General features: G+C 61.2%; 24 protein-coding genes. 11 read left to right on the forward strand and 13 right to left on the reverse strand.

Annotated features, from left to right (window positions below; translation table 11 throughout):
* Window positions 1-24 precede the first annotated feature (24 nt).
* The 5 genes from ACUCV3_RS00990 to ACUCV3_RS01010 all read right to left on the reverse strand — a co-directional run bounded on the left by ACUCV3_RS00990 (window position 25) and on the right by ACUCV3_RS01010 (window position 3007).
* Complete coding sequence (locus ACUCV3_RS00990) at window positions 25-222, reverse strand: hypothetical protein (RefSeq protein ID WP_017503714.1); 198 nt, start codon at window positions 220-222, stop codon at window positions 25-27.
* Window positions 222-665, reverse strand: a complete 444-nt coding sequence (locus ACUCV3_RS00995) for a pyridoxamine 5'-phosphate oxidase family protein (RefSeq protein ID WP_026109733.1) — start codon at window positions 663-665, stop codon at window positions 222-224. The genes ACUCV3_RS00990 and ACUCV3_RS00995 overlap by 1 nt, the downstream gene beginning before the upstream one ends.
* Window positions 666-764: 99 nt before the next feature.
* Window positions 765-1559, reverse strand: a complete 795-nt coding sequence (locus ACUCV3_RS01000) for an alpha/beta hydrolase family protein (protein ID WP_026109732.1) — start codon at window positions 1557-1559, stop codon at window positions 765-767.
* Complete coding sequence (locus tag ACUCV3_RS01005) at window positions 1556-2674, reverse strand: DUF3182 family protein (protein ID WP_017503711.1); 1119 nt, start codon at window positions 2672-2674, stop codon at window positions 1556-1558. The genes ACUCV3_RS01000 and ACUCV3_RS01005 overlap by 4 nt, the downstream gene beginning before the upstream one ends.
* Before the next feature lie 123 nt (window positions 2675-2797).
* The gene (locus ACUCV3_RS01010) at window positions 2798-3007 is read right to left on the reverse strand and encodes a hypothetical protein (protein WP_081600971.1); all 210 of its coding nucleotides are present in this window, start codon (window positions 3005-3007) and stop codon (window positions 2798-2800) included.
* Between the two features lie 152 nt (window positions 3008-3159).
* On the opposite strand from ACUCV3_RS01010, the gene ACUCV3_RS01015 reads away from it, so the two are divergent.
* Both ACUCV3_RS01015 and ACUCV3_RS01020 read left to right on the forward strand, forming a co-directional pair.
* A complete protein-coding gene (locus ACUCV3_RS01015) occupies window positions 3160-3918 on the forward strand; it encodes a histidine phosphatase family protein (protein ID WP_017503126.1) in 759 nt (252 codons plus the stop codon).
* Window positions 3915-4832, forward strand: a complete 918-nt coding sequence (locus tag ACUCV3_RS01020) for an NAD(P)H-hydrate dehydratase (RefSeq protein WP_017503125.1) — start codon at window positions 3915-3917, stop codon at window positions 4830-4832. Before ACUCV3_RS01015 ends, ACUCV3_RS01020 begins: the two co-directional genes overlap by 4 nt.
* A gap of 445 nt (window positions 4833-5277) precedes the next feature.
* Here ACUCV3_RS01020 and ACUCV3_RS01025 read toward each other — a convergent pair whose 3' ends face one another.
* Both ACUCV3_RS01025 and ACUCV3_RS01030 read right to left on the reverse strand, forming a co-directional pair.
* The gene (locus ACUCV3_RS01025) at window positions 5278-5532 is read right to left on the reverse strand and encodes a hypothetical protein (RefSeq protein WP_017503124.1); all 255 of its coding nucleotides are present in this window, start codon (window positions 5530-5532) and stop codon (window positions 5278-5280) included.
* A 612-nt stretch (window positions 5533-6144) separates the two neighbouring features.
* Window positions 6145-6905, reverse strand: a protein-coding gene (locus ACUCV3_RS01030; protein ID WP_086012830.1) for an IS5 family transposase whose coding sequence is annotated in 2 segments (ribosomal slippage) — window positions 6145-6572 and window positions 6572-6905 — 762 coding nt in all. Because the reading frame shifts where the segments join, the coding sequence is not laid out codon by codon here.
* A 77-nt stretch (window positions 6906-6982) separates the two neighbouring features.
* Between ACUCV3_RS01030 and ACUCV3_RS01035 the strand changes: the two genes are divergently transcribed.
* Complete coding sequence (locus ACUCV3_RS01035; RefSeq protein ID WP_157228576.1) at window positions 6983-7360, forward strand: hypothetical protein; 378 nt, start codon at window positions 6983-6985, stop codon at window positions 7358-7360.
* Between the two features lie 1353 nt (window positions 7361-8713).
* On the opposite strand, the gene ACUCV3_RS01040 is transcribed toward ACUCV3_RS01035, so the two are convergent.
* Window positions 8714-8887 (reverse strand): DUF6771 family protein, encoded by a 174-nt coding sequence (locus tag ACUCV3_RS01040; protein WP_293921977.1) that lies wholly within the window; start codon window positions 8885-8887, stop codon window positions 8714-8716.
* Window positions 8888-9018: 131 nt separating this feature from the next.
* On the opposite strand from ACUCV3_RS01040, the gene ACUCV3_RS01045 reads away from it, so the two are divergent.
* From ACUCV3_RS01045 to ACUCV3_RS01060, 4 genes are read left to right on the forward strand one after another with little or no spacing between them, the layout of a single operon-like run.
* Window positions 9019-9417, forward strand: a complete 399-nt coding sequence (locus ACUCV3_RS01045; RefSeq protein ID WP_157228575.1) for a hypothetical protein — start codon at window positions 9019-9021, stop codon at window positions 9415-9417.
* Between the two features lie 12 nt (window positions 9418-9429).
* The gene (locus tag ACUCV3_RS01050; protein ID WP_026109607.1) at window positions 9430-10191 is read left to right on the forward strand and encodes an ImuA family protein; all 762 of its coding nucleotides are present in this window, start codon (window positions 9430-9432) and stop codon (window positions 10189-10191) included.
* Complete coding sequence (locus ACUCV3_RS01055; RefSeq protein WP_157228574.1) at window positions 10106-11917, forward strand: DUF6504 family protein; 1812 nt, start codon at window positions 10106-10108, stop codon at window positions 11915-11917. Before ACUCV3_RS01050 ends, ACUCV3_RS01055 begins: the two co-directional genes overlap by 86 nt.
* A complete protein-coding gene (locus tag ACUCV3_RS01060; protein WP_482240374.1) occupies window positions 11917-15129 on the forward strand; it encodes an error-prone DNA polymerase in 3213 nt (1070 codons plus the stop codon). The genes ACUCV3_RS01055 and ACUCV3_RS01060 overlap by 1 nt, the downstream gene beginning before the upstream one ends.
* Window positions 15130-15242: 113 nt before the next feature.
* Here ACUCV3_RS01060 and ACUCV3_RS01065 read toward each other — a convergent pair whose 3' ends face one another.
* The 5 genes from ACUCV3_RS01065 to ACUCV3_RS01085 all read right to left on the reverse strand — a co-directional run bounded on the left by ACUCV3_RS01065 (window position 15243) and on the right by ACUCV3_RS01085 (window position 18006).
* On the reverse strand, window positions 15243-15665 hold the full coding sequence (locus ACUCV3_RS01065; RefSeq protein ID WP_293921980.1) for a helix-turn-helix domain-containing protein: 423 nt from the start codon (window positions 15663-15665) through the stop codon (window positions 15243-15245).
* A gap of 64 nt (window positions 15666-15729) precedes the next feature.
* Complete coding sequence (locus ACUCV3_RS01070) at window positions 15730-16266, reverse strand: JAB domain-containing protein (protein ID WP_017503686.1); 537 nt, start codon at window positions 16264-16266, stop codon at window positions 15730-15732.
* Between the two features lie 32 nt (window positions 16267-16298).
* Window positions 16299-16727, reverse strand: coding sequence for a hypothetical protein (locus tag ACUCV3_RS01075; protein ID WP_017503687.1), 429 nt, complete (start codon window positions 16725-16727; stop codon window positions 16299-16301).
* A gap of 65 nt (window positions 16728-16792) precedes the next feature.
* Window positions 16793-17143: a hypothetical protein gene (locus ACUCV3_RS01080; protein WP_017503688.1), complete on the reverse strand. Its 351-nt coding sequence runs from the start codon at window positions 17141-17143 to the stop codon at window positions 16793-16795.
* A 62-nt stretch (window positions 17144-17205) separates the two neighbouring features.
* On the reverse strand, window positions 17206-18006 hold the full coding sequence (locus ACUCV3_RS01085) for a helix-turn-helix domain-containing protein (RefSeq protein ID WP_293921984.1): 801 nt from the start codon (window positions 18004-18006) through the stop codon (window positions 17206-17208).
* A 180-nt stretch (window positions 18007-18186) separates the two neighbouring features.
* Here ACUCV3_RS01085 and ACUCV3_RS01090 point away from each other — a divergent pair, with 180 nt between their 5' ends.
* From ACUCV3_RS01090 to ACUCV3_RS01105, 4 genes are all read left to right on the forward strand, one after another.
* On the forward strand, window positions 18187-19074 hold the full coding sequence (locus tag ACUCV3_RS01090) for a DUF7146 domain-containing protein (protein WP_026109727.1): 888 nt from the start codon (window positions 18187-18189) through the stop codon (window positions 19072-19074).
* A gap of 32 nt (window positions 19075-19106) precedes the next feature.
* Complete coding sequence (locus ACUCV3_RS01095) at window positions 19107-21113, forward strand: ParB/RepB/Spo0J family partition protein (protein WP_293921988.1); 2007 nt, start codon at window positions 19107-19109, stop codon at window positions 21111-21113.
* A 122-nt stretch (window positions 21114-21235) separates the two neighbouring features.
* Window positions 21236-25567 carry a strawberry notch-like NTP hydrolase domain-containing protein gene (locus ACUCV3_RS01100; protein ID WP_293921990.1) on the forward strand — a complete coding sequence of 1444 codons (4332 nt, stop codon included), beginning with the start codon at window positions 21236-21238 and terminating at the stop codon, window positions 25565-25567.
* A 113-nt stretch (window positions 25568-25680) separates the two neighbouring features.
* Window positions 25681-26871 (forward strand): DUF932 domain-containing protein, encoded by a 1191-nt coding sequence (locus ACUCV3_RS01105; protein WP_293921992.1) that lies wholly within the window; start codon window positions 25681-25683, stop codon window positions 26869-26871.
* Window positions 26872-26886 lie beyond the last annotated feature (15 nt).

Consider the following 26886-nt stretch of genomic DNA (forward strand, 5'->3'; position numbering starts at 1 on the left):
AGGCTCCTTTGAAAGCTGTCCGGTTCAAGGCTGCTGGTTATAGGATGGGCCGGTATGCTCGGTCGCGACGTTGTTGCCAGTGGCCTGATCCCGCTCAAGTTCCTCGCCATGCCAGACATTCCTCGCGACGAATATGATGATGAACAGGGCAATGATCACGCCGCAAAAGACTGCACCGGCCTTCGCGAGCCGGCGCGGCGAGGGCTTCTCATCCGATACCATCAGTGAGCGCCCTCCAGCGATAGCTCGCCTTCCTCTTCGCCATCCCAATAATGCGCGCGCTCGCCAATCACCTGGATCAGGACGAGGCCAGGCGTCTGCGGACCCTGCGGCCACCACCGTTCCAGGCCTTTCGTCCAATGCGCTTCAAACTGGTCCTTGTCGCGGATGAGCATGGCTGTCCCTTCCACCGCCAGACAGAAGGGGCGTTGTCCCAACAAGCCTGATTTGCCCTGATAGCTTAGATTTACTGCCGGATCGGCCTTGATATCCGACACCATGAGCGTGGTCTCTTCCGTGAAAAACCAGGCGCTACCGTCATAATCGACCTCACGATTATTGCTCATCGGACGCGATCCGATCGCGCCACCGCCCGTATGCATGGCCAGCATCGCGAAATCGATCTCCTTCATCTTGCGCGACAGATCTTCGAGCGACATGGACATGGCCGTCTCCTTCTATTGTTGCGGCATCAACGCACGAACAGGAATAACGGCCACCCCACAGTGAAGCGCCGCTGTAAGAACGCATCCGCTGGGACAGGATCAGCTTTGTGCGAGCTTCCTCGCCTGCGATGGAAGTTGAGCCTCTGCCTGGGCGTCCGACGACGGGCGGCGGCCGCCCCGGACCATCTCCTCTATCCAGGTGAGCAGCAATTGATTGTAGGCCCGTCGGCCAGCTTCATCCCGCAGCGAATGATCAGCGCCTTTTAGAATACGATAGCTCAGCGAATTGCTGTTGTGGAACGCCGACATATAGGAGCTGATGGTCGCGTGCGGCACATAATCGTCATGTTCCGATTCAACGATCAGAACGTCGCCGGCAAAGTGCTCGCAAGCGGCCAGAGCCTTGTCTTCCCGGCCCGTTCGAAAGCGCGCCCGATAGGCATTGATGAGATTGCGGTCGAGCTTCGCTTTGGGCACATTCCAATGTTCGTCAGGATAGAGCGCAGGAACACGAAGCGCCAACCAGTTGACCGGGCGAGCCGCAGTCAGCAATGCCGCAAGATAGCCACCATAGCTGGTGCCAACGACCGCAATCGCCGACGGATCGACCTGGTCCTGCTTGACGAGATAATCATAAGCCGCCGTCACATCTGCAAGACCGTGCGACCGGGTCACGACATTGCGCTCTTCGGCATGTTTGGCATGGCCTCGCAGGTCGAAGGTGAAGCAGATACAGCCCAATTGCGCGATCTCTTCGGCTCGCACCATGTCTTGTTCGCGCGAACCGCCCCATCCGTGGATGAAAAGAATGCCAGGGACCAGCTTGTCGGGCGACAATAAGGTTGCTTCCAGGCTCTCGCCCTCGACGTCAAAGGATAGCTGACTACCTGTCATTCCAGCTCCATCGCATATTTTGTCATCGGTCCTGCCACGGGATCTACCCCGCTATAATAGATAATGCTGCCGTCCGGAGCAGCGTCTACCTCGCCATAAATCTCCATCGTCATGCACGTCACAGCCGATCGGCCGGGATCACGCGCCAGGGCTTCGAACGCTGCGATCTCCGCGCCGCTCGCGCCGCCGGCACGCCAACTCTGCTCGAGCACGCCGATGCGGCGTTCGCCGTAGGAATTGACGCCTGCGGCGACATCGTAATTGCGGCGAGACGCCAGCAAATCCGGATAGAATCGTGAGACGATAGCGTCATAGGCGATCGCCTTATCGACCCCCTGCTGCAGTTCGTCAGCCAGACCCAGGCTCACAAGCCGTTCCAGACCGCCCCTCACGACATGAAGAGTGGAGCCGCCATAGACAGTCGCGCCACTGTTGTTGGTGGTGAGCCGCTGCGTGCCCCAATAGGAAATCGCCTCGCCAAAAAGGCGCGTCGTGCCGACGCTGTAGGTGACAACGTCATCAAGATTCTCCTCGATCACCACGCCATGCTTCGAAATGGCAGCCTCGTCGAGCTGGGCCATCGCTTCGTCCAAATCCTTGACCGACGTCGCGACGAACTGGCCTAGTCCGGCAGTGGCCTCGACCTCCTTCAGACGGGTCGCCGTACGCCCGAGCATATCAAGAGCGGCATCGCGAACCGCATCGAAAGTAAAGGCCGACCAGCCCGAAAGAACGTGAGGAGCAAGAGCTAAGCCCAGTTCAGCGCGCCATCCGGCGGGAATTGCAGGGTCGTCCCCGAAGGCCGGATGCGTGATGACCTTGCTCCCGACAAAGGGAAACGGCACGACGCCACCGTAGATCTGGCTCTCAGCCTGGATGCCCAGTTTTCTTGCCGTTGAGAGATCGACCGTGCCGGTCGGAATGAAGAGTGTGTCCGGCTTGCCGCTTGATAGCTGTTGGTCACCCGGCATGTCATGATCGACAAATCTTGTCTCGCCGAGCCGGGCAATCCTGCGGGCAAGTTCGCTCCGTGAGGCCTTGTCATGTTCATTGTTCAAGGCAATGGATTGGGTGGGATGGATCTTCACAAAATGGGTCTGATGCGAGCGAGCCATTGGGCCTCACGGACTTGGAGGGGCCGCCAAGCGGCAGTCCTGCAACAACCCCAGGCTCGGACATTATATCCCTGACCTTGCAAACCAGGCTTCCCTGATCTGCGGCTCTGGGTCAGGGCAGTGTCAGGGCCTTTTCCGAAATAGGCGCCACCAAGGCATCTCGCCACTTAAATGCCCCTGGTCGCCCGCAAAATGATCCAAAATCTCACACATATGGTCTGCGCAGGCTCGTACCAGGATCCAGCTTGGATCGCTTTTATCCTGCGTGGAAAGGTCGCGGAGCAGCGAAATTTCCTCCGCCATGAGTGTCAGCGCTTCGACATCATCACGCATGCGTGATTCCCGGCTAATATGGTCCTCTCATATTGGTGAACTCAACGGAGAAGCGAAATATCCTTGATCGCGCTTCATCTCCCGCACGCGAAAATGGGATCATTTGGCCAGCCCATCCATTTCTTTCAAAAAGGAGAAAAGCGGTGAAGCAGATGCATTGGCCGAGGAAACTGACGATCGTTCGGCATGGCCAGAGCGCTGGCAATGTCGCGCGGGATGCCGCCATGCAGGCCAATGTCGACCGCATAGATTTGTCCGAGCGAGATGCTGACGTGCCCCTGAGCGAGTTGGGCCGCGACCAGGCTGGAGCGCTGGGACGCTGGTATGCCGGCGAGGCACCGCATGAGCGTCCGGATGTTCTCCTTGCATCTCCCTATCGGCGCGCCTGCGAGACCGCAGATCTATTTCGTCAGGCCGGAGGTTGCGCAGGCAATGTGCCCATCTGCTTTGACGAGAGGCTGCGGGAAAAGGAATTCGGCATCCTCGATGGGCTGACATCTATGGGGGTAAGCAGCATCGAGCCGCAGCAAGCAGAATTTCGCAGGCTGCTAGGCAAATTCTATCATCGCCCTCCAGGGGGCGAGAGCTGGTGCGATGTCATTCTGCGACTGCGCTCCGTCATGGATACGATCGCGCTTCATCATGCGGACCGGCATGTGATGATCTTCACCCATCAGGTAGTGGTGCTGTGCTTGCGATACATCATCGAAGGCATGACCGAGGCCGAGATATTGGAGGTCGACCGTGAAGGCGATGTCGCCAACTGCGCCATCACCGAATATGCATTCAACGCGGAGAAGGGCAAGGATGGAGGGCTATTGCTTGGTCGATACAATGTGACAGCCCCGGTCGAGCAGGACGACACGCCCGTGACCCGCGCGCCCGATGCCATAGCGGGTGTACGCGGATGAGTTGCCGACAGCTCGACGAGGCGTGGCTGAAGCGACATCCGCTGCCGGCGATCGCGCAAGGCGCCGACAAGAATAGTCGCGGCCGCGTCCTGGTGGTTGGAGGGGCCGAGTTCGTGCCCGGTGCGCTTCGCCTTACCGGCGAAGCCGCGCTACGCGCAGGTGCGGGAAAGCTGCAGATGGCGACCGTGCTATCTTCGGCAATGTCGCTGGGCGTGCTCGTCCCGGAGGCAGCCATGATCGCGCTGCCCGCCGACGAAGACGGAGAAATCGCCCCCGCAGCAGCGGAAATATTGAAGGATCGAATCACGGCGTGCGACACGATCATCCTGGGACCAGGCATGAGCACGGGGAAGGCGGCGCGGGCATTTGTCGCCAGTCTTTTCGATAGCCTCGATTTCCCTGGCAGTCTCATTCTCGACGCTGCAGCCTTGGTTTCATTGCGTCATTTCGGCCCATCACGGTGGCGAGTAAGCAAGGATGCGATTTTCACGCCTCACCATGGAGAGATGGCGGCGCTGAGCGGCCTGCCGATCGAAGAGATCAAGGCGAGGCCAGCAGCGATAGCGGTTGAAATGGCAGCGCGATGGAGCGCCGTCATACTCCTCAAGGGAGATATTAGTTATCTGGCCCAACCTGACGGCCGATGTCTCATTTATGAGGGGGGCTGCGTCGGGCTTGGTACGGGAGGCTCCGGCGATGTGCTGGCTGGACTCATAGGGGGTCTTGCTTCTCGAGGTGCGACTGCATTTCAGGCTGCCGCCTGGGGTGCTTGGATCCATGGGAAAGCCGGCAACATCCTTGCAGAGACAATCGGTGAGGTCGGCTTTCTGGCACGCGAGCTTTTACCGCTCATTCCTGCTCTCATTGAGAAGACCATGCGAACTCAGGGTTCTGGTGAGGATGTCCTACCCTAGCTGCCGTCCATTTTTGCCTGCGTGAGCAATCGATCCGCAGATGCATGAAACATGGATTTCCGTGATTCTCCCGACCGTGGGCGTCGCGTCCCCTATTGCCCCGGATCGAGTACTGGTGCTGCTGGCAAGCGACTTCCTGACTTTGCGAGGGCCCCGATCCGCTGCTGATTGAAATCTGTGGCAGACACAAACGTCTGCACCGCTACAAAAAGCTCCCGTCCATCTTGATAGAGGGGAATGGAGTGAGTTGATCGACACCTGCCGCGATAGCGGACCTTCTGCACCTAGGGATCAGCATTTGATCTCTGAGTGTCTCAGAAGGGTCGCGACTTGCCCTTTCGCGGACCGACCGCACCTAGGACCGAAAAATTGGGCGCTAAATCACGACAAAGGGTCGCAAGCGGCGCGCGCCACGCCGCTAGCAACATTCTATCAGGCTTTTGGACTAATTCCCGGCCTTTCGTGCGAAAGCCAATAGCATCTCCGCGACCGCCGTTCGTGCATCGCGCTCGATCGCAAAACTTGCCGGGTCTAGGCTCTGATCGACCTCGCAGTTCAGGTGGGCCTGAGCGGCCCCTTCCAGGTCAAGCGACAAGCCCTGCAATCTTGCCATGTTGATGACGAACTCCAGCGTTGTCTGCGCCAGCTTGGTCGTGACGAGAGCCTGAAATCTTAGCGCATGAAGTTCTTCTTCCGTCATATCATTCCCTAGTAGTGATAGTAGGAAAAATATCCGTCATCGCCGTTTGTCGGTTCAGGACAGCCGCTTGCCAACTTCCGGCCCAGTGAATAACTATCCTTTCAACTCACGGCCGCGAGATCTGTTCGCCTTTCAGATAAATTTCGTGGAGACACTCTTGTTGGCTGTTTCGTCGGTGCGAGATTGCCGGCGGCCGGTAAGAAGCCCATTTTCGGCATTTGAATATGAAATCCAAGGCTCAACGGCCTGGGCCAGACGTTTCTGAGCTTATGCTGGCCGCTTCAATCTCTTCAAACCTGTAGCGAGCGGCCGCCTCCCGCTTCCAAGCGCATCGCCAAGCGTAGGCAAGTTCATAGATCAGGGTCGCAGACATCATGGCAATTGCAAACTGTAAGACTGCATTATCGATTATGATCGCGTTCAAGAGCAGGCCAATAGCCGTTGCGATGAGTGTCATGCGGAGCAATGGAGAACGCTTTGCGTTCAGCTGTGACGAGGCGGCGCTTCGATCCTCGACTTTGCTGAAGGAGCGCCTGGCTGCCGATTACGGGGGAGCGCAAGAGTTCGACGATGGAACACGGGGGGTGGCGAGGCGCTACCTAGGCTCAGGACTCATTGATTGAGCCAGAAGATGACGGCGGCGGCGATACAGATGGCGGACATGAAGGTGTGGGCGCAACGGTCGTATCGGGTGTGGATGCGCCGCCAGTCCTTGAGCTTGCAGAACATGTTTTCGATCTTGTGGCGCTGACGATAGAGCGCAGCGTCGTGCGGGATTGGCACCTTCCGGTTCTTCTTTGAGGGAATACAGGCGGTGATGTTGCGCTCCGCAAGCGCCTTGCGGAACCAGTCGGCGTCATAGCCTCGATCGCCGAGCAAGGCTTTGGCGGGAGGCAAGGCGTCGAGCATCAGGGCAGCGCCCTTGTAGTCGCTCATCTGGCCCTCGCTCAGCAGCATGACCAGCGGCCGGCCCTTGCCGTCGCAGACGGTGTGGAGCTTCGAGTTCAGGCCGCCCTTGGTGCGTCCGATACGTCTGGGAACATCCCCTTTTTGAGCAGGCTTGCCGCCGTCCGGTGTGCTTTCAGGTGGGTTGCATCTATCATCAACTGGTCGGGCTTGCCGCCCTTCGCCGCGAGGGCCGCGAAGATCTTGTTGAACACGCCGAGCCGGCTCCACCGGATGAAGCGGTTGTAGATCGTCTTCGGCGGGCCATAATCGGCAGGCGCATCGCGCCACCGCAGGCCGTTCCTGATCACGAAGATGATCCCGCTGATGATCCGACGGTCGTCCACCCGTGGCACCCCGTGCGATAGCGGAAAATATGGCTCGATCCGGCGCATCTGCGCTTCCGACAACCAGAGCAGGTCACTCATCACGACGTCTCCTCACGCCGTCATTGAATCAACCCTTCGCTATCACCGCAAGCGATTTAATAGGTCCTGAGCCTAGATTGGTGAAGCTTCGCGCCGCAAAAGCTTCTCTCTATATATATCTTGATGGCGCCCTACGCGCGCGTCATTCTCCACGGATGGACAGCGATACACTCCAGGTCGATTGGGCTGCCGGTGAAGTGGCCGATGGCGAGATGCGGATCCCGGCGACGTTCGAGGGCCTCTCAGGGATGCTCATTTTGTCTGAAGGCGAAATGCTAGCGGCAACCAAAGCTGCGGATGATGAAGTGCTGATAGCTTTCGGCGGGATGATCGGATGGATCGCCGATGCGGCCCAGAAGGCCTTCGCGCGGGGCGCCCTGGTCCAAGTCGATGGAAGTTTTCTGATGCTGATCGCCGCTGAAGACTTCAGTCTCACGCGACCAACGATCAACTAAAATGGCCCCGCCATTTCGGACGGGGCCAGTGAACGATCGATCGTGAAGACAAACCGTCGGGTCGCGCGAATCGGATAGCACATTTTGCAGCGCAGCGAATAACCCCAACGGGGTATGTCTCAGATCAGGATTGTGTCGCTGATCGCTTCCATCCCCATGCGGAAAATCGTTCGCGTTCCGGAGTATTTCTGGACGATGGAAATCGGGGAAGAAGCGCGCGCCATCTTCCCAACTGATCGTCTGCTCGACGGCGCAGGTACATGCTCTTCAACATGCGTCTAGCGACATGGTGAAGGACCGCACAAGGCGAAGGATCATGTTGGGATAGAGGGGGAGGGGACGCTCCACGCCAATGTCAGCGCTATCGTCTGCTGGGGGGGGCGATTAGCAGCGGGATGCCAACGTAATCGACGACATAGGACAAATGATCCAACGGTTCGGGCGGACTGTCGAAGCGGTCCATGATTTCATGTCGGAGGGCAGGCGAAGGTGGTTCGTCGTTATCGCATATGAGGTATTTCGCGGACGACTTGACCCCAAATACGCCCGCTGATTTTGACCGCGCACGGGACGCGCTTGGTAATAGTGGGGTGCGGCGCGCTATCTCCCGGATCGGCACATGATCGCCAAAATGTCGGCGCCGGATAACGCTCACTAGCCATGTCCATCACTCCATATATCTTCGCTTGTCAAAGCCAGGGACGAGTTGAGCATGGGTCAATTCTCAATGGAAATTTACGCCCTACCCGGGTCAATTCTCAGTGGAAACGAACACAGCTGCGGATTTCGTCAGCATCGAGGATGTGGGAAGGGCCGCGCCACCTGGCGCACCTCGCGCGGGGATCGTTGCCCGAATGGGACAGGACACTGAAGGTGGCTTGGTCGAAGCGTAGTGGAGATGGAGCCGTGTCCGTCAGGACCGCGCCAATTCGATGCTTCAGGAGAAGTTCTGTGCGGAAATTGGAGGTCCATCCTCGGCTTTTGAACCCGATTGGATGGCTTGCGCCAGGCTATGTTGAGGAAAGTCCCGTATTGAAGTTCATGATAAAATCCGTCTAGCCGCCAACCATCCCAACCGGCACTCGGCACGTGTCGCTCGAACGCGCCCTGCACGGGTCAGCCGATCTTCCCATGTCAGCACCACGGATTGGTAGATACTGGTCGTCGGCGTGCTACATCCGAAGCTCTGTTCTGTCTCGCAGGCGAAATAAAACGCCGCCGGAGCAAACTAAAACACGGGGCCAAGGTTCAGGGAGTTGCCAGCCAAAGGGGGGAAGGGTGGCACACTCAACCGAGAGGCCGAGCGTGGATATTCAAGCTGACGGTGGTGACTGATCAGGTTCCTCTCAGAAATCAGGTCGTCGGTTTTTCGCCGGCCCCTTCGTTCAGTGCGTTGGCGATCATAGCCGCAAGCGTCTCTTCAGCGCTGCGGCGGGCATTCGCATCCTTGCCGCCAAGATCATTGCGCAGCCATTGGGGCGCGCGCTCGACCGTCCGTTCGATGATCGCTTTCATATGGTCGTCCATGGTCATCGCCTATGAGCGTCAATGCGTATTGGCGCAATAGCGGGCGGTCACACGGCATCTCTCCAATTATCTGTGGATAACTCGCAGCGCCTCTTGCACGTTGCGTTCTTGATATGTTCTAGGCGTCGATCATGGAATCAGATGAGCCAGATCGCCCTTTAGCCGATGACCTTCACGTGCCCGAGGGCCGTGAGCGGCTGGGGCGCGCGCATCAGCTTCGCGTCGATATTTCCATCGCACTTTCGATGGCACCACTTTGGCTGCGCCGGGCTCTGTCCGATCGCAATTTTGCCCGTTCCCGCGGCGCGCGCCTCGATATCGTCGAGCGAATTGCCGCAGCCATCGAGCGGAGATTTACCGTTCAGTGGCGCGGCTCAGATGATGAAGGCCAAAATGCCCGTCCAGTTGAGGACGGCGGGCCGCTTTTTGGCGGACCAGATTTTTGTGACGCGCATCAGGCACATGCGCCACTGAAATCTCGATCAATTGACTCCGTGACAGTATCAGAGGAACATATAGAGAACACGTGAGTCTCATCCATCATGCCGACTGTCCCGCGCCCGGAAAGGCTGCAAGCCCTTATTGCCGAAATCCAGGCTATAGCGCCGGTTTCGCGGGCCGATGTGCCGTGCCTGCCCTTCGGTATTGCCGCCGTCGATGACCGCCTGGCAGCAGGCGGGCTGGTGCGCGCCGCGCTGCACGAGATTGCCGGCGACACCGGCGCGCTGGGCGATGACGCCGCCGCCACCCTCTTCACTGCGGGCATCGCGGCCAGAGCGTCGGAAGGCGATATTCTCTGGATCATGTCCCAGCCCGACCTGTTCGCGCCCGGCCTTGCCTGCGCCGGTGTACCGGCGACCCGGCTGATCCAGGTCGAAGCCGGCAAGGACGACCACGCTCTTGCCGTAATGGAAGAGGCGCTGCGCCATGGCGCACTGGCAGCCGTGGTATGCGAGGTTACCCGCATCGGCATGACCGCCACGCGTCGCCTGCAACTGGCGGCTGAGGAGGGAAACACCACGGCCCTGCTGCTGCGGCGCTGGCGACGGTCCGCGCAAGATCCGCTGGGCCAACCTTCCTCTGCGCTGACGCGCTGGCGCATCGGCTGTGCGCCGTCCGATCCCTTGCCGGTATCTGGCGTCGGTCGCTCGCGCTGGCAGGTGTCACTGGTGCGCCAGCGCGGCGGGGATCCTGATAACTGGCTACTGGAGGGCTGCGATGCGACGGGTCGCCTCGCTGTTCCTGCCGAGCCTCGCCGTCGATCGGCTGCGCCGAAACGAGGCGAGGACCGGCAGGCCGCCTGAACGGATATCTGCGCTCCAACTGCCCGTCCTTCCGCTCGAAGAGGAAGACGGCTCGTCCTGCTCCTGCCCACGTGGCGGCGGGTGGCGTCCTGGCGCGCGCTGGGCGCAGACTGCCGGGGCGGGCGCCGCGATGGGCACGCGCGAGGAACAAATCGATAGCCTGCCTGCGCATCAACGTCCCTCGCCGCGTGAACTCGGTCGCCGCTCGGAGGCGGCCGACAATCCGTTCAAATCGGGCAAGCAAGCGGCAGCGCCAAATCTGAAGCCCCTTGGACATGCGCAGCCAGACGCATCGCCGCTGGTCACCAGCATCCTTCACAAGCAGCGCATGGTGATCGCCGCACTCGACGCGCAAGCTGCAAGCCTTGGTCTCTTTTCCGGCATGCCGCTCACCCAGGCTAAAGCCATGGTGCCCGGCCTCGATACGCGCGACGCTGACCCGGTGGGAGATGTGCGGGAGCTGGAACGGCTCGCGCTGTTCGCCGTGCGGCGCTGGACGCCGACCGCACAGGTCAACGCGCCTGACGGGCTGCTCATGGACCTGACCGGCGTTGCCCATCTCTTCGGAGGCGAGCAGGCGATGGCGCGGCGGATCATCGGCTTTTGCCGTCGGATCGGGTTGGACGCGCGCATCGCTATAGCGGGCACGGCGGGCGCTGCCCATGCGCTCGCCCGCTATGGCAAAGAGCGCATTGCGATCTGCGACGTGCATGGGGAACTGGAAGCGATCAGCAGCTTGCCGGTAGCGGCACTGCGGCTCGATGACCGCCAGCGCAGCGCCGCCCAGCGCCTCGGGATCGAGCGCATCGCCGATCTCATCGCCATGCCGCGCGCGCCGCTCGGCCGCCGTTTTGGGGCCAGTCTGCTTCACCGGCTCGACCAGGCAATCGGGCGGGTTGGCGAGCCGCTCGTCGGCATTGTCCCATTCGAACTGCCGCAGGTGCTGCGGATCTTTGCCGAACCCATTGGCTCGGCTGAGACGATCGCGCGGGTCATGGCCGACCTTGCCGATGATCTGGCGCGGACATTGCGCGAACTGGGGCTTGGCGTGCGGCTTCTGCGTCTTGTTTGCGAGCGGGTGGACAAGGAAGAACAGATCGTCACGGTCGGGACCGCGCGCGGCACGCGCGACATCGGCCATATGCTGCGGCTGCTCGCGATGAAGATCGAGACCATCGATCCAGGCTTCGGCATCGAACGCATGCGGCTGCTCGCGTTGCGCAGCGAATCCCTGGCGCCCACGGCGATCGACGCCGATCTGGGGACGGGCGAAGCGGCGGATATCGCACTCCTCGTCGATCAGATCGTTGCTCGGCTGGGGCAGGGGGCCATTTACCGTCCGACCATGCGCGAGAGTGATGTACCCGAGCGCGGCGTTGGGCGCATCGCGCCACTGGCTGACGCTATGCCCTGGCCGACCTTATGGCCACGGCCCGCCCGCATTCTGCGGCGGCCAGAGCGGATCGACCATGTCATGGCCGAGCTTCCCGACCAGCCGCCACGCCGCTTCGTCTGGCGCGGGGTCGCCCATGTCGTGGTGCGGGCAGATGGACCGGAGCGTATTCGTGGAGAATGGTGGCGTCGGCGCGGCGAGAGCTATGCCGTGCGCGATTATTTCCGGGTGGAGAATGAGCGGGGCGAGCGTTTCTGGGTGTTCCGGCGCGGCGATGGCGAAAATCTGCGGTCGGGCGATCTCTCCTGGCACATCCATGGTGTGTTCGGATGATGAGCGAGGATTATGTCGAACTTCAGGTCACCACGCATTTCTCCTTCCTGCGTGGCGTGTCCTCCCCTGACGAACTGTTCGCTCAGGCCGCCTGGCTCAAGATACCGGCACTGGGCGTCGTCGATCGCAATTCGGTAGCCGGGATCGTGCGCGCCTGGCAAGCGGCCAAGGAAACCGGCGTCCGTCTGATCCCCGGCTGTCGGCTGGATCTTGCCTGTGGCACCAGCCTGCTGGTCTATCCAACCGACAAGGCCGCCTGGTCGCGGCTGACCCGCCTGCTGTCCGTTGGCAAGGCGCGAGCAGGGAAGGGGGCCTGCGAGCTGCATTGGGAGGATGTCGAACAATGGCACGAGGGGTTGATCGCCATCCTTGTTCCCGATCTGCCCGACGACGCCAATGCACGAGCGCTCTGCCGTTTAAACCTTACATTTGGCGATCGCGCCTATCTTGGGCTGTCGCTGCGCCGAAGGCCGGACGATGCGATCCGGATTCATGGTCTCAATGCGCAGGCGCGATCGCATCATGTGCGATCGGTGGTGCTGGGTGACATCCTCTATCACAGCAATGATCGCGAGCTGTTGCAGGATGTTGTGACCGCGATCCGTCACCATTGCACCGTCGATGCGCTGGGGTTCAAGCGCGAGCGCTATGCCGATCGGCAGCTCAAGTCCGGCGCGGAAATGGCCCGGCGCTTTGCCGCCTATCCCGATGCGCTGGCAGCAACGGCCGACATCGCGCATGCCTGCACCTTCGACCTCGATCAGCTTCGCTATCAATATCCGCAGGAAGCAAGTCCGGGCGAAACGCCGCAGCAATTGCTGGAGCGGCTGACGGGGGCGGCATCGGCCCGCATGTTTCCCGATGGCGTGCCCAAAGCCTATGCCGATCAGCTTGCCCATGAGCTCGGGCTGATCGAAAAGTTGAGCTATGCCCCCTATTTTCTGACCGTGAACAGCATCGTCGCTGAAGCGCGAAGGCGGGGCATTCTCTGCCAGGGGCGGGGATCGGCGGCGAACAGCTGCGTCTGCTTCGTGCTGGGCATCACCTCGATCGATCCCATCAAGCATGAATTGCTTTTCGAACGGTTCGTGTCGGGCGAGCGCAAGGAACCGCCCGACATCGACGTCGATTTCGAACATGAGCGGCGGGAGGAGATCATCCAGTGGATCTATGAGACCTATGGCCGCACCCGCGCCGCTCTGACGGCGGTGGTAACGCGCTATCGCGCCCGCGGCGCGGTGCGCGAGGTCGGCAAGGCGCTGGGTTTGCCCGAGGACATGACCGGGGCGCTCGCGGGGCTCGTGTGGGGATGGTCGCTCGAAGGCGTGCGCGACGATCAGGCAAGCGAACTCAATCTCGACACCAGCGATCCGCGTCTTGCCCTGACGCTGGAGCTGTCGCGTGAACTGATCGGCACACCGCGCCACCTCTCGCAGCATCCTGGCGGCTTTGTCCTGACCTCGGACCGGCTGGATGAGCTAGTGCCGATCGAACCTGCAGCCATGGAGGACCGGCAGGTCATCGAGTGGGATAAAGATGACATCGATGCGCTGAAGTTCATGAAGGTCGATATTTTGGGTCTGGGCATGCTGGGCTGTATGCGCCGGGCCTTTGCGCTGCTGGCGGAGCATCGCGGCGTCGCCATGACCATGGCGTCGCCAACACTCCAGCGAGATGATCCGGCCGTTTATGCCATGATCCAGCGCGCGGACACGCTCGGAGTCTTCCAGATCGAGAGCCGTGCGCAGATGTCAATGCTGCCGCGGATCAAGCCGGAGAAATTCTACGATCTTGTGATCGAGGTGGCGATCGTTCGGCCCGGGCCGATCCAGGGCGACATGGTGCACCCCTATCTGCGGCGGCGCGAGGGCAAGGTGAAGCCGGAATATCCGCGCGAGGAGTTGCGCGCCGTGCTGCAGAAGACGCTGGGTGTGCCGCTGTTCCAGGAGCAGGCGATGAAGGTGGCCATTGTCGGTGCCGGGTTCACGGCCGCTGAGGCCGACCAGCTGCGCCGCGCTATGGCGACGTTCAAGTTTACCGGCGGCGTCAGCCATTTTTACGACAAGCTGGTCGAGGGCATGGTGGGGCGCGGCTATCCGCGCGACTTTGCCGAGCGCACCTTCAAGCAGATTGAGGGCTTCGGGTCCTATGGCTTTCCCGAAAGCCATGCGGCGAGCTTTGCCAAGATCGCCTATGCGTCGAGCTGGATGAAGTGCCACCATCCCGATATCTTCTGCGCGGCTCTGTTGAACGCGCAGCCCATGGGCTTTTACGCGCCTGCGCAGATCGTGCGGGACGCCCGTGCCCATGGCGTGGAGGTGCGGCCGCCCTGCATCAACCGCAGCCGTTGGGATTGCACGCTGGAGCCAACACGCGGGCGATACCTCGCCGTCCGGCTGGGGCTGCGTATGGCACGTGGGCTTTCCAACCTGCACGGCGCCATGATCGTGTCGGCGCGAGGGGACGCGCCCTTCGATAGCGTCGAAGGCGTTTGGCGACGGGCAGGGGTGCCGCCGGCCGCCATCGAGCGGCTGGCGGATGCGGATGCATTCCACGCCCTTGCCCATGATCGAAGGCAGGCGCTTTGGCGCGTGAAGGGGCTGGGCGACAAACCCCTGCCACTCTTTGCGGCTGCCGACGCGCGGGAAGGGCGGTTCGGTCCGGAAGGGGACGAGCCCATGGTGACGCTGGAGCCGCTCAGCGAGGGAAGGGAGGTGGTCGAAGATTATCGGACCATTCAGCTTTCGCTTCGGGCGCATCCGCTTGCGTTTCTGCGCGAGGATTTGCGACGGCGCGGGGTCAAGTCTGCAGCCGAACTCGATCAGGTGAAGGACGGGCAGCATGTCGAGGTGGCGGGGGTCATCCTTGTGCGGCAGAAGCCGGGGTCGGCTAAAGGTGTTCTGTTCATCACGATCGAAGATGAAACCGGGATCGCGAATGGCATATTGTGGCCGGACCGGTTTGAGGCGCAGCGGCGGACGGTCTTGGCATCAGCAATGGTCGGGTTGCGTGGGCGGTTGCAGCGCGAGGGGATTGTCACGCACATCATCATAGATCGCGTGATCGACTATACCCCTCTTCTCAGATCGATCGGTGAAGCCAAGCTGTCTGCCGCCACTTGCGCCGCCAGCGATGGTGAAGCAGACTTGTCGAAGCGGGCAGCGAGAGATGATGCACCTTGTTTGCGGCTTCAATCGCGCAATTTTCACTGAACAGATCATTGCGTGGAGGGCTTGCGGCTGCCTCTTGGAATTCGGTGGATCTGGCCGAAGTGGACTCTCAAGCCAGATGCCAACGGGCGGGCGCGACCGTCACCTGCACATAATCAGTTGGCGTTTCTGGTGCGCTTGTCCGCGCTGACAAGCGCGGGAATGTCGGCGCGCATTCCCGTGTTGGTTTGGTAAATCTCGGCGAGCCGGTCCAGAAGCGACTCGACGACCCCTTGCCCCTTCTCGGTCAGGCTAACCTTAATTCCGCGTCGGTCCCGATCGGTCGCGTTGCAAAGGACCAGACCGATCTTCTCCATTTCGTACACCTTGCGACATGCTGTGGGGAACGGGACATTTGCGAAACTGCAGAGCGACCAGAGATAGACGACCCTCTCCTCCCTCTCGGCAATATAGAGTTCCAGAAGCATGTCCCAGACGGGACTGGCGCAATAGCGATAGCCCAGCGTGTCACCAAGAGCTTTACGCATCGTCACCAGCTTGCGACAGGCATCCATGCGAGCAACGACTTGATACGGCATTGTCTTTCTCCCTTTGCTAAGGGCGCTGCGCGTGCTCGGCCGGGCCGATCGCTGCGGCGCCTGCCTACAAAAATCCTTTTCTACGAAAGCTCAGGCTGCCCTCCCGGGCGATAAGAATATGATCGTGCACCGCGACACCCAGCGCTGTGGCGGCCTCGACGAGCTTGCGGGTCATGATCCTGTCACTCCGGGAGGCTACAAGACGACCAGATGGATGATTATGCGCAACGATGATGGCGGTCGCGCCGAGCTCAAGACAGCGCTTGAGCACTTCGCGCGGGTAAATATGGACAGCGGAAACGGAGCCGATGCTGGCTACCTCGTCGCATAGAAGCTCATTGCCTGCGTTGAGATAGAGTACCCGAAGCTGCTCTTGCGGGGCAAACGCCATCGCGCCTCTCAGATAATCAAGGACGGCGGGCTCATCGGCCAGCACGGCTCCACGTGGAAGGCGATCTCGCAGGACGTGGTGGATAGCCGTTCGAACCGATGAAAACAGCCCCTCCAGATCATCGCCACCAACAGCTTTGACGCGCTCCCCCTCCGTAGCGTTGAGGGCCTCGGGAAAGGACCCAAATCGTTCGAGAAGCCGGTCAGACAATTCTCTCGCGCGATCGGGCGCTCCCAGACCGATCAGGTCTTCCAGGATTTGTCGACACCCAGCCGGGCCAGCCGTTGCTGGTGTCGCCAGGTCGCGGCAATCAGAATGATCTGGGCAATCCAGCTCCAGAGCGCCACGGCATCCATATAGGCTTTTGGCACCACAGCCGGCACAGCCACGCGCATGATGTGGATCGAAAGTTCGGCTACCAGCATTCCCGAAACCCAAAGCGGCCAAAATCGCGTGCTTTTGAAAGAAAGCCATAAGAAAATACCCAGCATGGCCGTGTCGACAAAGAGCATGCCGTGCTCGACACCCTGGAACCGGAAGGCAATGGGATGGGCGAGCGCAATGCTGGCGATGACGCCGCTCACAAAGGTTGCCGCCCCGATCTGCTCGGGCCGGCCACCCTTTGCGAACCCATAAATCGAGCTCACGACCAAAAGTCCGACGAACATCATTTGTCTGGTCATATCGACTTCGAAACGGAAGTGTCGTTCCCAGTCAAGCGCTTGACGATCGTCGCTCAGGCGGCGCGGAGATGGTTCGGTACCGCCGGCTGCTGGCTTTGGCCAGTTGCGACCTTGAAGACATCGCCATAGGCCTGCTCGCCAAGACCGATGTCGTCACTCACGCGCTTGAGCTGGTCATGGGTCGCGACGAGCTCTGCCCGCGTCTTGGCAACCAGCATGATGGCCGAGGCGGAGGACTGGAATGCGTCCTGCCCGATCGCTGCGTCCAGGCGCCCTTCGAGACGGGCGAGGGGAAGGGCGGCATTGAGTTCGGCGATGCGAGCCGCCGCAAGGTCGATAGCTTCCTCCGCAGCGTGCATCCGCTGCGCGATCGAATGGGCGATAATCTGACGTTGTCTGGGCATGATGTCTCCTCCCGCATTCCACAGGAATGCATGGTTCATGAAATTGATTGTCGGATGGTGCCTTACGGGTGGGCGAAACTGTCCATGACCGTAAGAAGCGATATGGCCGAGCCGGCAAGCAGGAGCCCCAAGGCGCCCAATGCCGCTACGGTAACGATGGCTTTTGATTGGTTCAGGTCATTACTCGGTCTCCTGCCTGAGCGGAGCGGGACCCAGTCGACGAGGGAGGTTGTGAGGCGTTCGAGCGAATAGCTTCCCTGTTCCTCAACAAGCTGCCCATCATCATCCGGATGCCCATCCGCTTCGTGATCAGCAGGGATAGTTGCCGCTCTCTCGACCTTGGAGGAAATTACCAGCGATTCGGGGGGTGGTAAAAAATAGGTATCGACAAATTGAATTTCGCGGCCGGTTTCGAAGGCCAGCACGATCTGCGCTGCATCAGCGCGACTCATCCCATTCAGCGCAACCCGAGCTTTATCAACATGTTTGTCGACCGTGCCGGGCATGATGCCTAGCTTGGGTCCGATTCGCTTGGAAATCATCCCTCGCGCAACAAGCGCTAGACATTCACGCTGACGATCGCTCAGCGACTCGACGGCGGCGCGATATTTCTCCAGCTCGGGAGGCAAAATGTTGCTTGTCACGGTGCGACCCGACCCTTGCATGCGTCGGCGACCATAGCCGGGAGAGCCAGGCGAGGTGGCCGATCCGTTTCGATAAGCTATGAGTGTCATCAAACTGACACGCAAAAGCAACGCTCTTATATCGAATGGCATAGAGCCATTGGCGTACCGTCTGGGAACGAACAGGAGAAAAGGAAGAGGGGAGAGGTCGGCTTCTTTTAACCTCAGGATTTCCCCCATGTGCAGCCCTTTGGCCGCTGGTCTGTCGAGTTGTCTCGAAACCATCCTCTCGCAGGAGCACTGGCTCGGGCGAAAGCATGTTGTAAGTTTAAAGCGATCACGCCCCTGCGGTTGGCGCATTCCTCGGCATCGCAATCCCGCTGATGCGAGCATTATGGCATCTGACTCGCGGAGTTTGCCATGAGCGCTGACATGGCTGCAGCCGGAGAGCACATTGTCCGGCGACTCGGGGGCGTCTGGTCCAACGGGTGGGGCATGTGCCAATGCCCGGCTCACGAGGATCGCACGCCGAGCCTGTCCGTACGGTGCGGTCGGACCGGCCTCCTGTTCAAATGTTTTGCCGGCTGCACAATTACCGAAATTCTGGCCGCACTCAGGCGCGAAAAGCTCGATGTGCCAGGTGGGGAGAGCCGAAAGTTCGAGCGCCTCCAGCCTGCCACCGACATGCGGCGATATGCCGCTCGTCTCTGGCGCGAAGGACGACCTGTCAGCGGCACTCCGGCGGAGCGCTATCTGCGCAAGCGGTCAATTCCGGCGATCCATGATCTCATGCGCTACCACCCGGCCACACCCTTAGGTCGAGGTCGAGCGGTTCGACGGTTGCCCGCATTGCTTGTCGCTGTCGGGCAACCGCGCCGACTGGCAGCTGTCCAACGGATATTTCTGCAGCCCAATGGTCGGCCGGCTTTGCTCAGCCGGACAAAGCGCGCGCTCGGTCCGCTATATCGAGATGCCGTGCAGTTGTTCGAACCGATGGATACGCTGGGTCTGGCAGAAGGCGTGGAAAATGCCCTATCCGCGTCCTTGCTTCTCTCCATCCCGGTTTGGGCGAGCCTTGGCGCCGAGCGATTCGATCGGATCGAGATACCGTGCCGCATCAAGCGCCTGATCCTCCTCGCCGATAACGACGATGCGGGCAGGCGGGCCGTAACCAAAGCTTTGCAGAGCTACGCACTTCCGGAACGCGAGATCATTGTCCTTTGGCCGGCAGCGCCATTCAACGACTGGAACGACATGCTGCGGGCAGGAGGGAAAGTGAGGTTGGGATGGGAGCGGAATGCGGCCTGATGGTCAGGGCGCCCGCGAACAGGAGAAAGCTCATGTCCCAGGCACTGCCCGACATTCAGGTTCCCGCTTCCAAGCTCTCGATCGCTCCTTCCAATGTCCGCAAGCGGACTGACCCCGTGGCCGATAGCGAACTCAAGGCCAGCATCCTCGCACGCGGCATCATCCAGAACCTCATTGGCCTGCCGGTGGCGCGCAAGAAGGGCGAATATCAGATCACCGCCGGCGGTCGCCGTCTCACGCAGCTCAAGGCACTGATCGATGAGGGCAAGCTGCCGGCCGATTACCCGGTGACGGTGAAGCTGCTGAGCAATCGGAACGATGCGGCAGAAATCAGCCTTGTTGAAAATTTCAATCGGCTCAACATGTCGCCGGCAGAGGAATGCCGCGCGTTCCAGACGATCATGGAGACCGAGAAGAAGAGCCCGGCCGACGTTGCCATACGTTTTGGGCTCACCGAGCGTTTCGTGCTGGGGCGTCTGCGACTTGCTGGCCTTGCGGATCCCGTCTTTGACGCCCTCGCTGATGGGACCATTACGCTCGATGTGGCGAAGGCCTATGGCAGCATCACCGACACAGCCCGCCAGGCAGCCGTCTTCGAAGAACTTGCCGACGGCTACTACGCCACGAACTGCGCGGAAATCCGGCGCCGCCTGATCTCCGGCTTCTATCGCGGCAATGATCCCAAGGCCCTGCTCGTCGGGCGCGACGCCTACCTCGCCGCCGGTGGCAGGATCGACGGTGATCTCTTCTCCGACAATGCGAGCGAAAACTGGATCGACAGCGACATAGTCGAAACGCTGGCGCAGGAACGCCTGGAGGCAGCGGCCGCGGCGCTGAGATCAACCGAGGGCTTTGGCGAACTGCGCGTCGTCTGCCACAGCCGTGTCCCGTACATGGAAACCATCGGCCTGGATCCAATCGAGGGTGAACCGGCGGAGCTAACTCCCGAGGAGGAAGAGCGGCAGCGCGCGATCGAGGTCGAGCTGGAGACAATTGCCGAGAATGCCGATGAAGATGGCTATTCCGACGAAGAGATCGAACGGATCGAGGGGCTGGAATCGGAATATCAGGGCCTGACTGAGCGCCCGCCGGTCCTCGGTGCCGACCAGAAGGCTACGTCGCTGGCCTATCTCGTGATCGGCGATGACGGCACCCCCCGGCTTCACGAACAAATCTACGCGATCCCGCAGCCTGAACCGGAGGTCGACGAGGATGCCGATACCCAATCCCAGGAGGAGGATGAGAGCGCCGATGAGCCGGTCGATGAGGCTTCCGGACGGTCGCCGATAAGCCAGAAGCTGGCAGAAGAATTGGCTCTCATGAAGACGGAAATCCTCCGGGTCCATGTCGCGAGCGATCCCCATTTTGCTCTCGACCTCGGCGCTTTCATCATGGCCGACGCGGCGGTTGCCTATCGCTACGACATGCCGAGCGATCTGCGCGCCACCGTGCCCAGTACCCGCGTCGGCAATTTCGAGAGCGACACGCCCGCCGCGGAAAGTTGGGATGAATTGCAGGCGGGCCTCGACCGCAGCTGGATCGATGCAGGCGGGATATGCGAACGGTACGACGCTTTCTGTGCGCTCGCCGATACGGCGCGGGCGGCCTGGCTTGGCTGGGCGGTTGCCAGAACCCTCCATGCGGTGCCCGCAGGTGACCGTTCGGCCATGCTCATCGACCACCTCGGGACCAAGCTCGACATCGATGTTGCGCAATGGTGGCGTCCGACCGCGCGACGCTATTTCGATCGGGTAGCCAAGCCAACGATCCTGGACCATTTCCACGAGGTTGGCGGGGCCGAACTGCGCAGCCGGTACAGCGGCTTGAAGAAGCATGATCTCGCGCTTTCTGCCGAAAAGCTCTTTGGCGGCCAAATCATCGTCGAGGCCGATATCAAGGATCGGGCGATGCAATGGCTACCGGACGCGATGCGCTTTGGTCCGCTTGAGGATCTCGCTCCCCCGGAAAGCGAGCCGCAGTCCCCCAACGGCGAGCCTGCGTCCGCTGATCAGCAGAGCGACTTGCCCGAAGCGGCCTGAACGATCGTGGGCGGGGCCGCATGCGAGCCTCGCCCAAATTTTCCGAACATCGAAGTCGGGCAGGCCCTGCCGTCCGACAATCTCGCCTGGAGCCGTTCGGCTACGGGCATCAGGAGCTTGCCATGACCTCAGATCATTTCGCCGCCGTTACCGCTGGCACCGGGCCGCACGATCAAAAAATCTGGACTCTCACTTCGGTCGCGAAGGACCTCTGCGAACTCATAGCGAGCGGTCAGCCGATCAGCCGGCACCGTCTCACCCGTCTGATGACCGCCTATTTCGGTGCTGGCGACGCGACGGGCGTCTGGTCGCTGCGCGAGGCGTTCGACGCGCTGGAGACAGCTCAGGCCTTGGCGCTCATGCGAGATCCGCTGAACGAGGCGTCGCCCGAAGCTGTCCTTGCTGACCTGCTGGCGCGATCCGAGCGGCTGCCAACCCAGTCGGTCCGATCGGAGCGCCAGGTCGACATGCAGCAATTTTCAACGCCGTTGCCACTGGCCTATCTCGTAGCACGCGCTGCCGTCATCGGGGCCGACGATCTGATCCTTGAACCCTCTGCTGGTACCGGGCTGCTGGCCATTTTTGCGCGACTGGCGGGCGCGGGCCTTTTCTTGAACGAACGCGATCCCGTGCGAGCCGGCCTTCTTGGGCAGGCCCTAGGTGCCGAAGTCAGCTGCTACGATGCCGAGTTCATCGACGACTTTTTACCTACAGCCGTGCGGCCCAATGTCGTGCTTATCAACCCACCTTTCGCCCGCAGCGAACAGCGGGGACGCGACGCGCATGCCGGTGCCCGGCATCTTCGCTCCGCCCTCGCGCGTCTGACGCCCGGCGGCCGATGCGTTGCGATCATGTCGCCGGCATTTGCCCATGATGGAAGCGGGGAGAAAGGCTACCGGGCTGTCGCTGACCTTGTCCCGCCGCGCGTGGAAATCACGATCCAGGGCAGGCCGTTTGCAAAGCATGGCACCAGCGTGTCGGTCCGTCTGATGATCTACGACAAGGGCTGGACCGGCGCGCAAGAACGGATTTGCGTGCCAGACATAAGAGCGGCCCTGCCGCATATTCTTTCGATGCCGCCAAGGCTGGGATCGCTCGATAGCGCGCAGCGTGAGCCGGCAGGAACGACTAAAGCACGGATCCCGGTGCGAATGCCTGTCAGAACCCATGCGCCGCTGATAGCGCTGCCTTCAACCACAATTGGACGCAAGCTCAGGCCGCGCGCTACCGCCGCGTTGGATACGACGGTAGAACCGCTCGCTTACGCTGTTCGCGAAACGCCGCGGTCCGCCGACGAGCAGATCGGCATCTATGTGCCCTGGCGTCTCTCGCGGATGGATATTCCGGGCGGAAAGCCGCATCCCGACCAGCTCGTCGAGTCGATCGCAATGTCCTCGATCCTTCCTCCCGCGCCGACCTATGTCCCGATGCTGCCCCGCTGCGCCGTCACCGCGATGTCGGACGCGCAGCTCGAAACCCTTGTCTACGCGGGACAGGCGTTCGAGCGCGATCTGCCCGGTCTCCACGCGCCCAATGAAGCTGGCACGATGCTTATGCCTGACAGTGCGGGGCGCGCCTATCGCATGGGCTTTTTCATCGGCGACGGCACTGGCGTCGGCAAAGGTCAGCAGGTCGCAGCCTGTATCCTGGACCAGTGGAGCCGCGGTCGCCGCAAGGCGATATGGATATCCAAGAGCTCGGCACTGATCGAGGATGCGCGCCGTGACTGGGCGGCGCTGGGCGGCCTGCCGATCGACATCCAGCCGCTGGACGCCATTCCATTCGGGGCGCCGATCTCGATGGAAAGCGGCATCATCTTTCTGACCTATGCGACGCTGCGGTCCCAGCGCCATGACACGGCCTCGCGCCTTTCGCAGCTGCTGGCTTGGCTCGAAGATGATTTCGAAGGCGTCATCTGCTTTGATGAAGCGCACGAAATGGCCAACGCCGCAGGCACCGAAACCAAGTTCGGCACCCAGAAGGGGTCGGAGCAGGGTCTGGCCGGCGTTCGCCTTCAGAACCTGCGCCCACGCGCCCGCGTCCTCTACATTTCGGCGACCGGCGCCACCGACCCCGCCAATCTTTGCTACGCGATCCGCCTGGGCCTTTGGGGGGCGGGCACGTCGTTCGATGATCGAGCCGCTTTCATGGGCGGCATCGAGAAGGGCGGGATCGCCGCGATGGAAATCGTCGCGCGCGATTTGAAAGCCCTTGGGCTCTACACGGCGCGCGCGCTGACATTCCGCGGCGTTGAATATGATCCCCTCGTTCATCCGCTGACCCCGGCCCAGATCGAGACTTACAACGCTTATGCCGATGGTTGGGCCGTCATCCACCGCAATCTCGATGAAGTGCTCGCGCTCACCAACATCGTCGACCGGATGGAGGACAAGGCGCTCAATGCCCAGGCCAAGGGCTCTGCGCTCTCGCGGTTTGAGAGCGCCAAGCAACGCTTCTTCGCGCAATTGCTGATCGCAATGAAAGTGCCCAGCCTGATCGATGCCGTGACCCGAGAGCTTGATGCAGGCAATCATGCGATTATCCAGCTTGTGACGACGGCCGAAGCCATGCTGGGGCGACGGCTCGCAAGTCTGTCTGCCGAGGAGCGCGCCAACCTCGATATCGAACTATCGCCTCGGGAGGCGATGATCGATTACCTCAAGACGGCCTTCCCAGTCCGCATGATGAAGATCATCACGGGGAGCGACGATGCAGAGCGCTCCGAACTGATGGTCGATGAGGCTGGCAACCCTGTCTTCTGCCAGGCGGCCCTCGCCATGCGTGACGAGATGATCGAGGCGCTTTGCGCCTTGCCGCCAATTGGCTCGGCGCTCGATGAAATCATCCGACATTTCGGCACCGAAGCCGTGGCGGAAGTGACCGGACGGACCCGACGGCTCATTGTTGACGCAAATGGCCGCCAGCGTGTCGAAAGCCGGAGCGGTCGAAGCAACATCGTTGAAGCCGAAGCCTTCATGTCTGGGGCCAAGCAGATACTGGTCTTCTCCGACGCCGGCGGCACGGGGCGGAGCTACCATGCCGATCGCAACTGCAAATCCGCGGACCGCCGGCGGATCCATTTCTTGCTGGAGCCTGGATGGCGCGCGGCAAACGCCATTCAGGGTCTTGGTCGCTCCAACCGCACCAATCAGGAGAGTGCGCCCGTCTTCAGGCCAGTGACCACGGATTGCCGGGGCGAGCGCCGCTTCATCAGCACCATTGCGCGGCGGCTCGACAGCCTTGGCGCCCTCACTCGCGGCCAGCGACAGACGGGCGGACAGAATATGTTCGACCCCTCGGACAATCTCGAAAGCGATTATGCCCGCGATGCGCTCATCCAGTGGTACCATCTTCTTTACCGCGGCAAGCTCACCAGCACGACCCTTGCCGCCTTCATCGACATGACGGGCCTGCGCCTCCTGGACAAGGAAAGCGGCGGTCTGCTCGATGATCTCCCGCCTATCCAGCGATGGCTCAATCGCCTGCTGGCTCTGCGGATCGCGATCCAGAATGCGATCTTCGAGGAATATATGGCGCTGATCCGGGCGCGCATCGATGCGGCGCGTGAGGCCGGGACGCTCGATGTCGGCGTCGAAACCATGCAGGCAGAGCGGATGGCCCTCCTCGACGAGCAGGTACTGCGGCGTGATCCTGTGACGGGCGCCGAAACACGGCTTAGTCGGATCGAACTGCATTTTCGCAAGCGTGCCCTCAGCCTCTTGCGGCTGGAGCGTGATTATGGCGGTGTCGAAGCTATTCGGCTGCGCAACGGTCGGTCGGGTCGCGTTGCACTCCGGGTGCCAAGCTGGAGCAGTATGGACAATGATGGCAATGCGATCGCCATGTGGCAGCTTGTTCGTCCAACCGGCCGCGACCGCATCCGCGATACCGCCCTACAGGAGAGCCTCTGGTCTCCTGTCGATAAGGAGGAATTCGAACGCCTCTGGGACACAGAGGTCGAAGAGACCCGATCAAAGCTCGACGTTGAAACGATCAGCATGGCAACCGGCCTCCTGCTTCCGGTCTGGGATCGCCTTCCTGATGACGATATGCGGGTCTGGCGGGTTACTGACGCGGAAGGCAACTCGCTGCTCGGACGCATCATTTCGCCCTATGGACTGGAGAAACTCGCCCGTTCCTTCGGTGTCGACATGTCCACTGTGCTGAGCCCGGCGGAGATGATCGCTGGCGCCAGAGGGAGGCAAGGGGTTCCGATCGTCGGCATGGATACTGCACGACTGGTGCAGGTCCATATGAACGATGCGCGACGGCTCGAAATTCGTGATTTTCCCGCCGCACGGCGGGATTGGCTGAAGTCGATCGGCTGCTTCACCGAGATCATCAATTACAAGACGAGGCTGTTCGTGCCCACTGACCGTGCCGAGGCCATCCTCGACCAGATCGTCCGCACCGGCGAGCAATGGAGCCGGCTTGCTGGCGTGAAGGCGGCCTGAGGCAGCGCCGACCAGTCAGGCGAGCAGAAGGGAAGGGGGGTGGGGAAGGGCGGCGGCGAAGCGCGGTTGGAAGCTGCGCGGGATCGCCAACTTTCCCACCTTCGGAGGCATTCATGAACGCCCTATCTTCTGCCCCGCGCCAGCAGGCGCAGCCTTATCGCGTCGATATATCCCGCGGGACCGTTGTTTCTCGCGTTTCGTCCGAATGGTTCAATCGCCCCCAGGATGAGCGCTATCTCTCGCTGAACGATCTCTACGCCAGCGTGCGCTCGCGCGCGGAACGGGCGACGACGCGGATCATCGAGAGCCGGACGGTGCGGGTCGAGGCCCGTAGCGACCAGCCCGAACGGCTTTCGCTCCTTCTTCCCGGTGACAGCGCACCGGTTGCACCCACCAACTGGTCGTTCGGGCAGCTGTGCAGCCTGGTTGGCGCCCCGGCCTCCTATCTGCGGCAACTTCCCGCCGCGCTTGCCGGCATCAACCTCCAGCATGGCCTCATCCGCCATCCGGCCGAGCATGTGAAGCTGCTCCAGACGCACGATGGCCGGGCCGAACTGCGGGCGGTCACCGGACCGGATTATGGTCGCATCTGGGATCATGAACTGGTCGCCGCGGTGATGAAGATCGCGGGCAATGGCACGGGCGACACAAGATGGAAGGTGCCGGGCGTGCTCGATTGGGGATCGATGACCTACAACCCCTGTGTCGATGTGACGAGCGACACGACAACGCTTTATGCTTCGGACAGGGATGTGTTCCTATTCCTGGTTGACGATCTCAACCCGATCGAGGCCGGCCGACTGCCCAATGGGGAGCCGGATCTCTATTTTCGCGGATTTTATTGCTGGAACTCAGAGGTTGGCAGCAAGTCACTGGGAATAGCCACTTTCTACCTCCGTGCCGTATGTCAGAACCGCAATTTATGGGGCGTCGAAAACTTCCAGGAAGTGAATATCCGGCACTCCAAGTTCGCGGCGAACCGCTTCGCGCATGAGGCAGCACCAGCGCTCGCGCACTTCGCCGATAGTTCGCCGCGCTCGTTCATCGACGGGATATCGGCGGCGCGATCAGCCATCGTCGCGCGCAAGGACGAGGATCGGGAAAGCTTCCTGCGCAAGGAAGGCTTTTCCAAGGCAGAGACCGCCAAGGTCATCGCGACGGTTCTGGCTGAAGAGGGGCATCCTCCGGCTTCGGTTTATGATTTCGTCCAGGGGATCACCGCGCTTGCACGCAGCCGCCCGCATCAGGACGGACGCCTGGAGCTCGAAGGCAAGGCCCGCAAGCTGCTCGAACGCGCTCGCTGAGCGAGCCGGCACCAC

This window comes from Sphingobium sp. VMM, assembly GCF_056790315.1.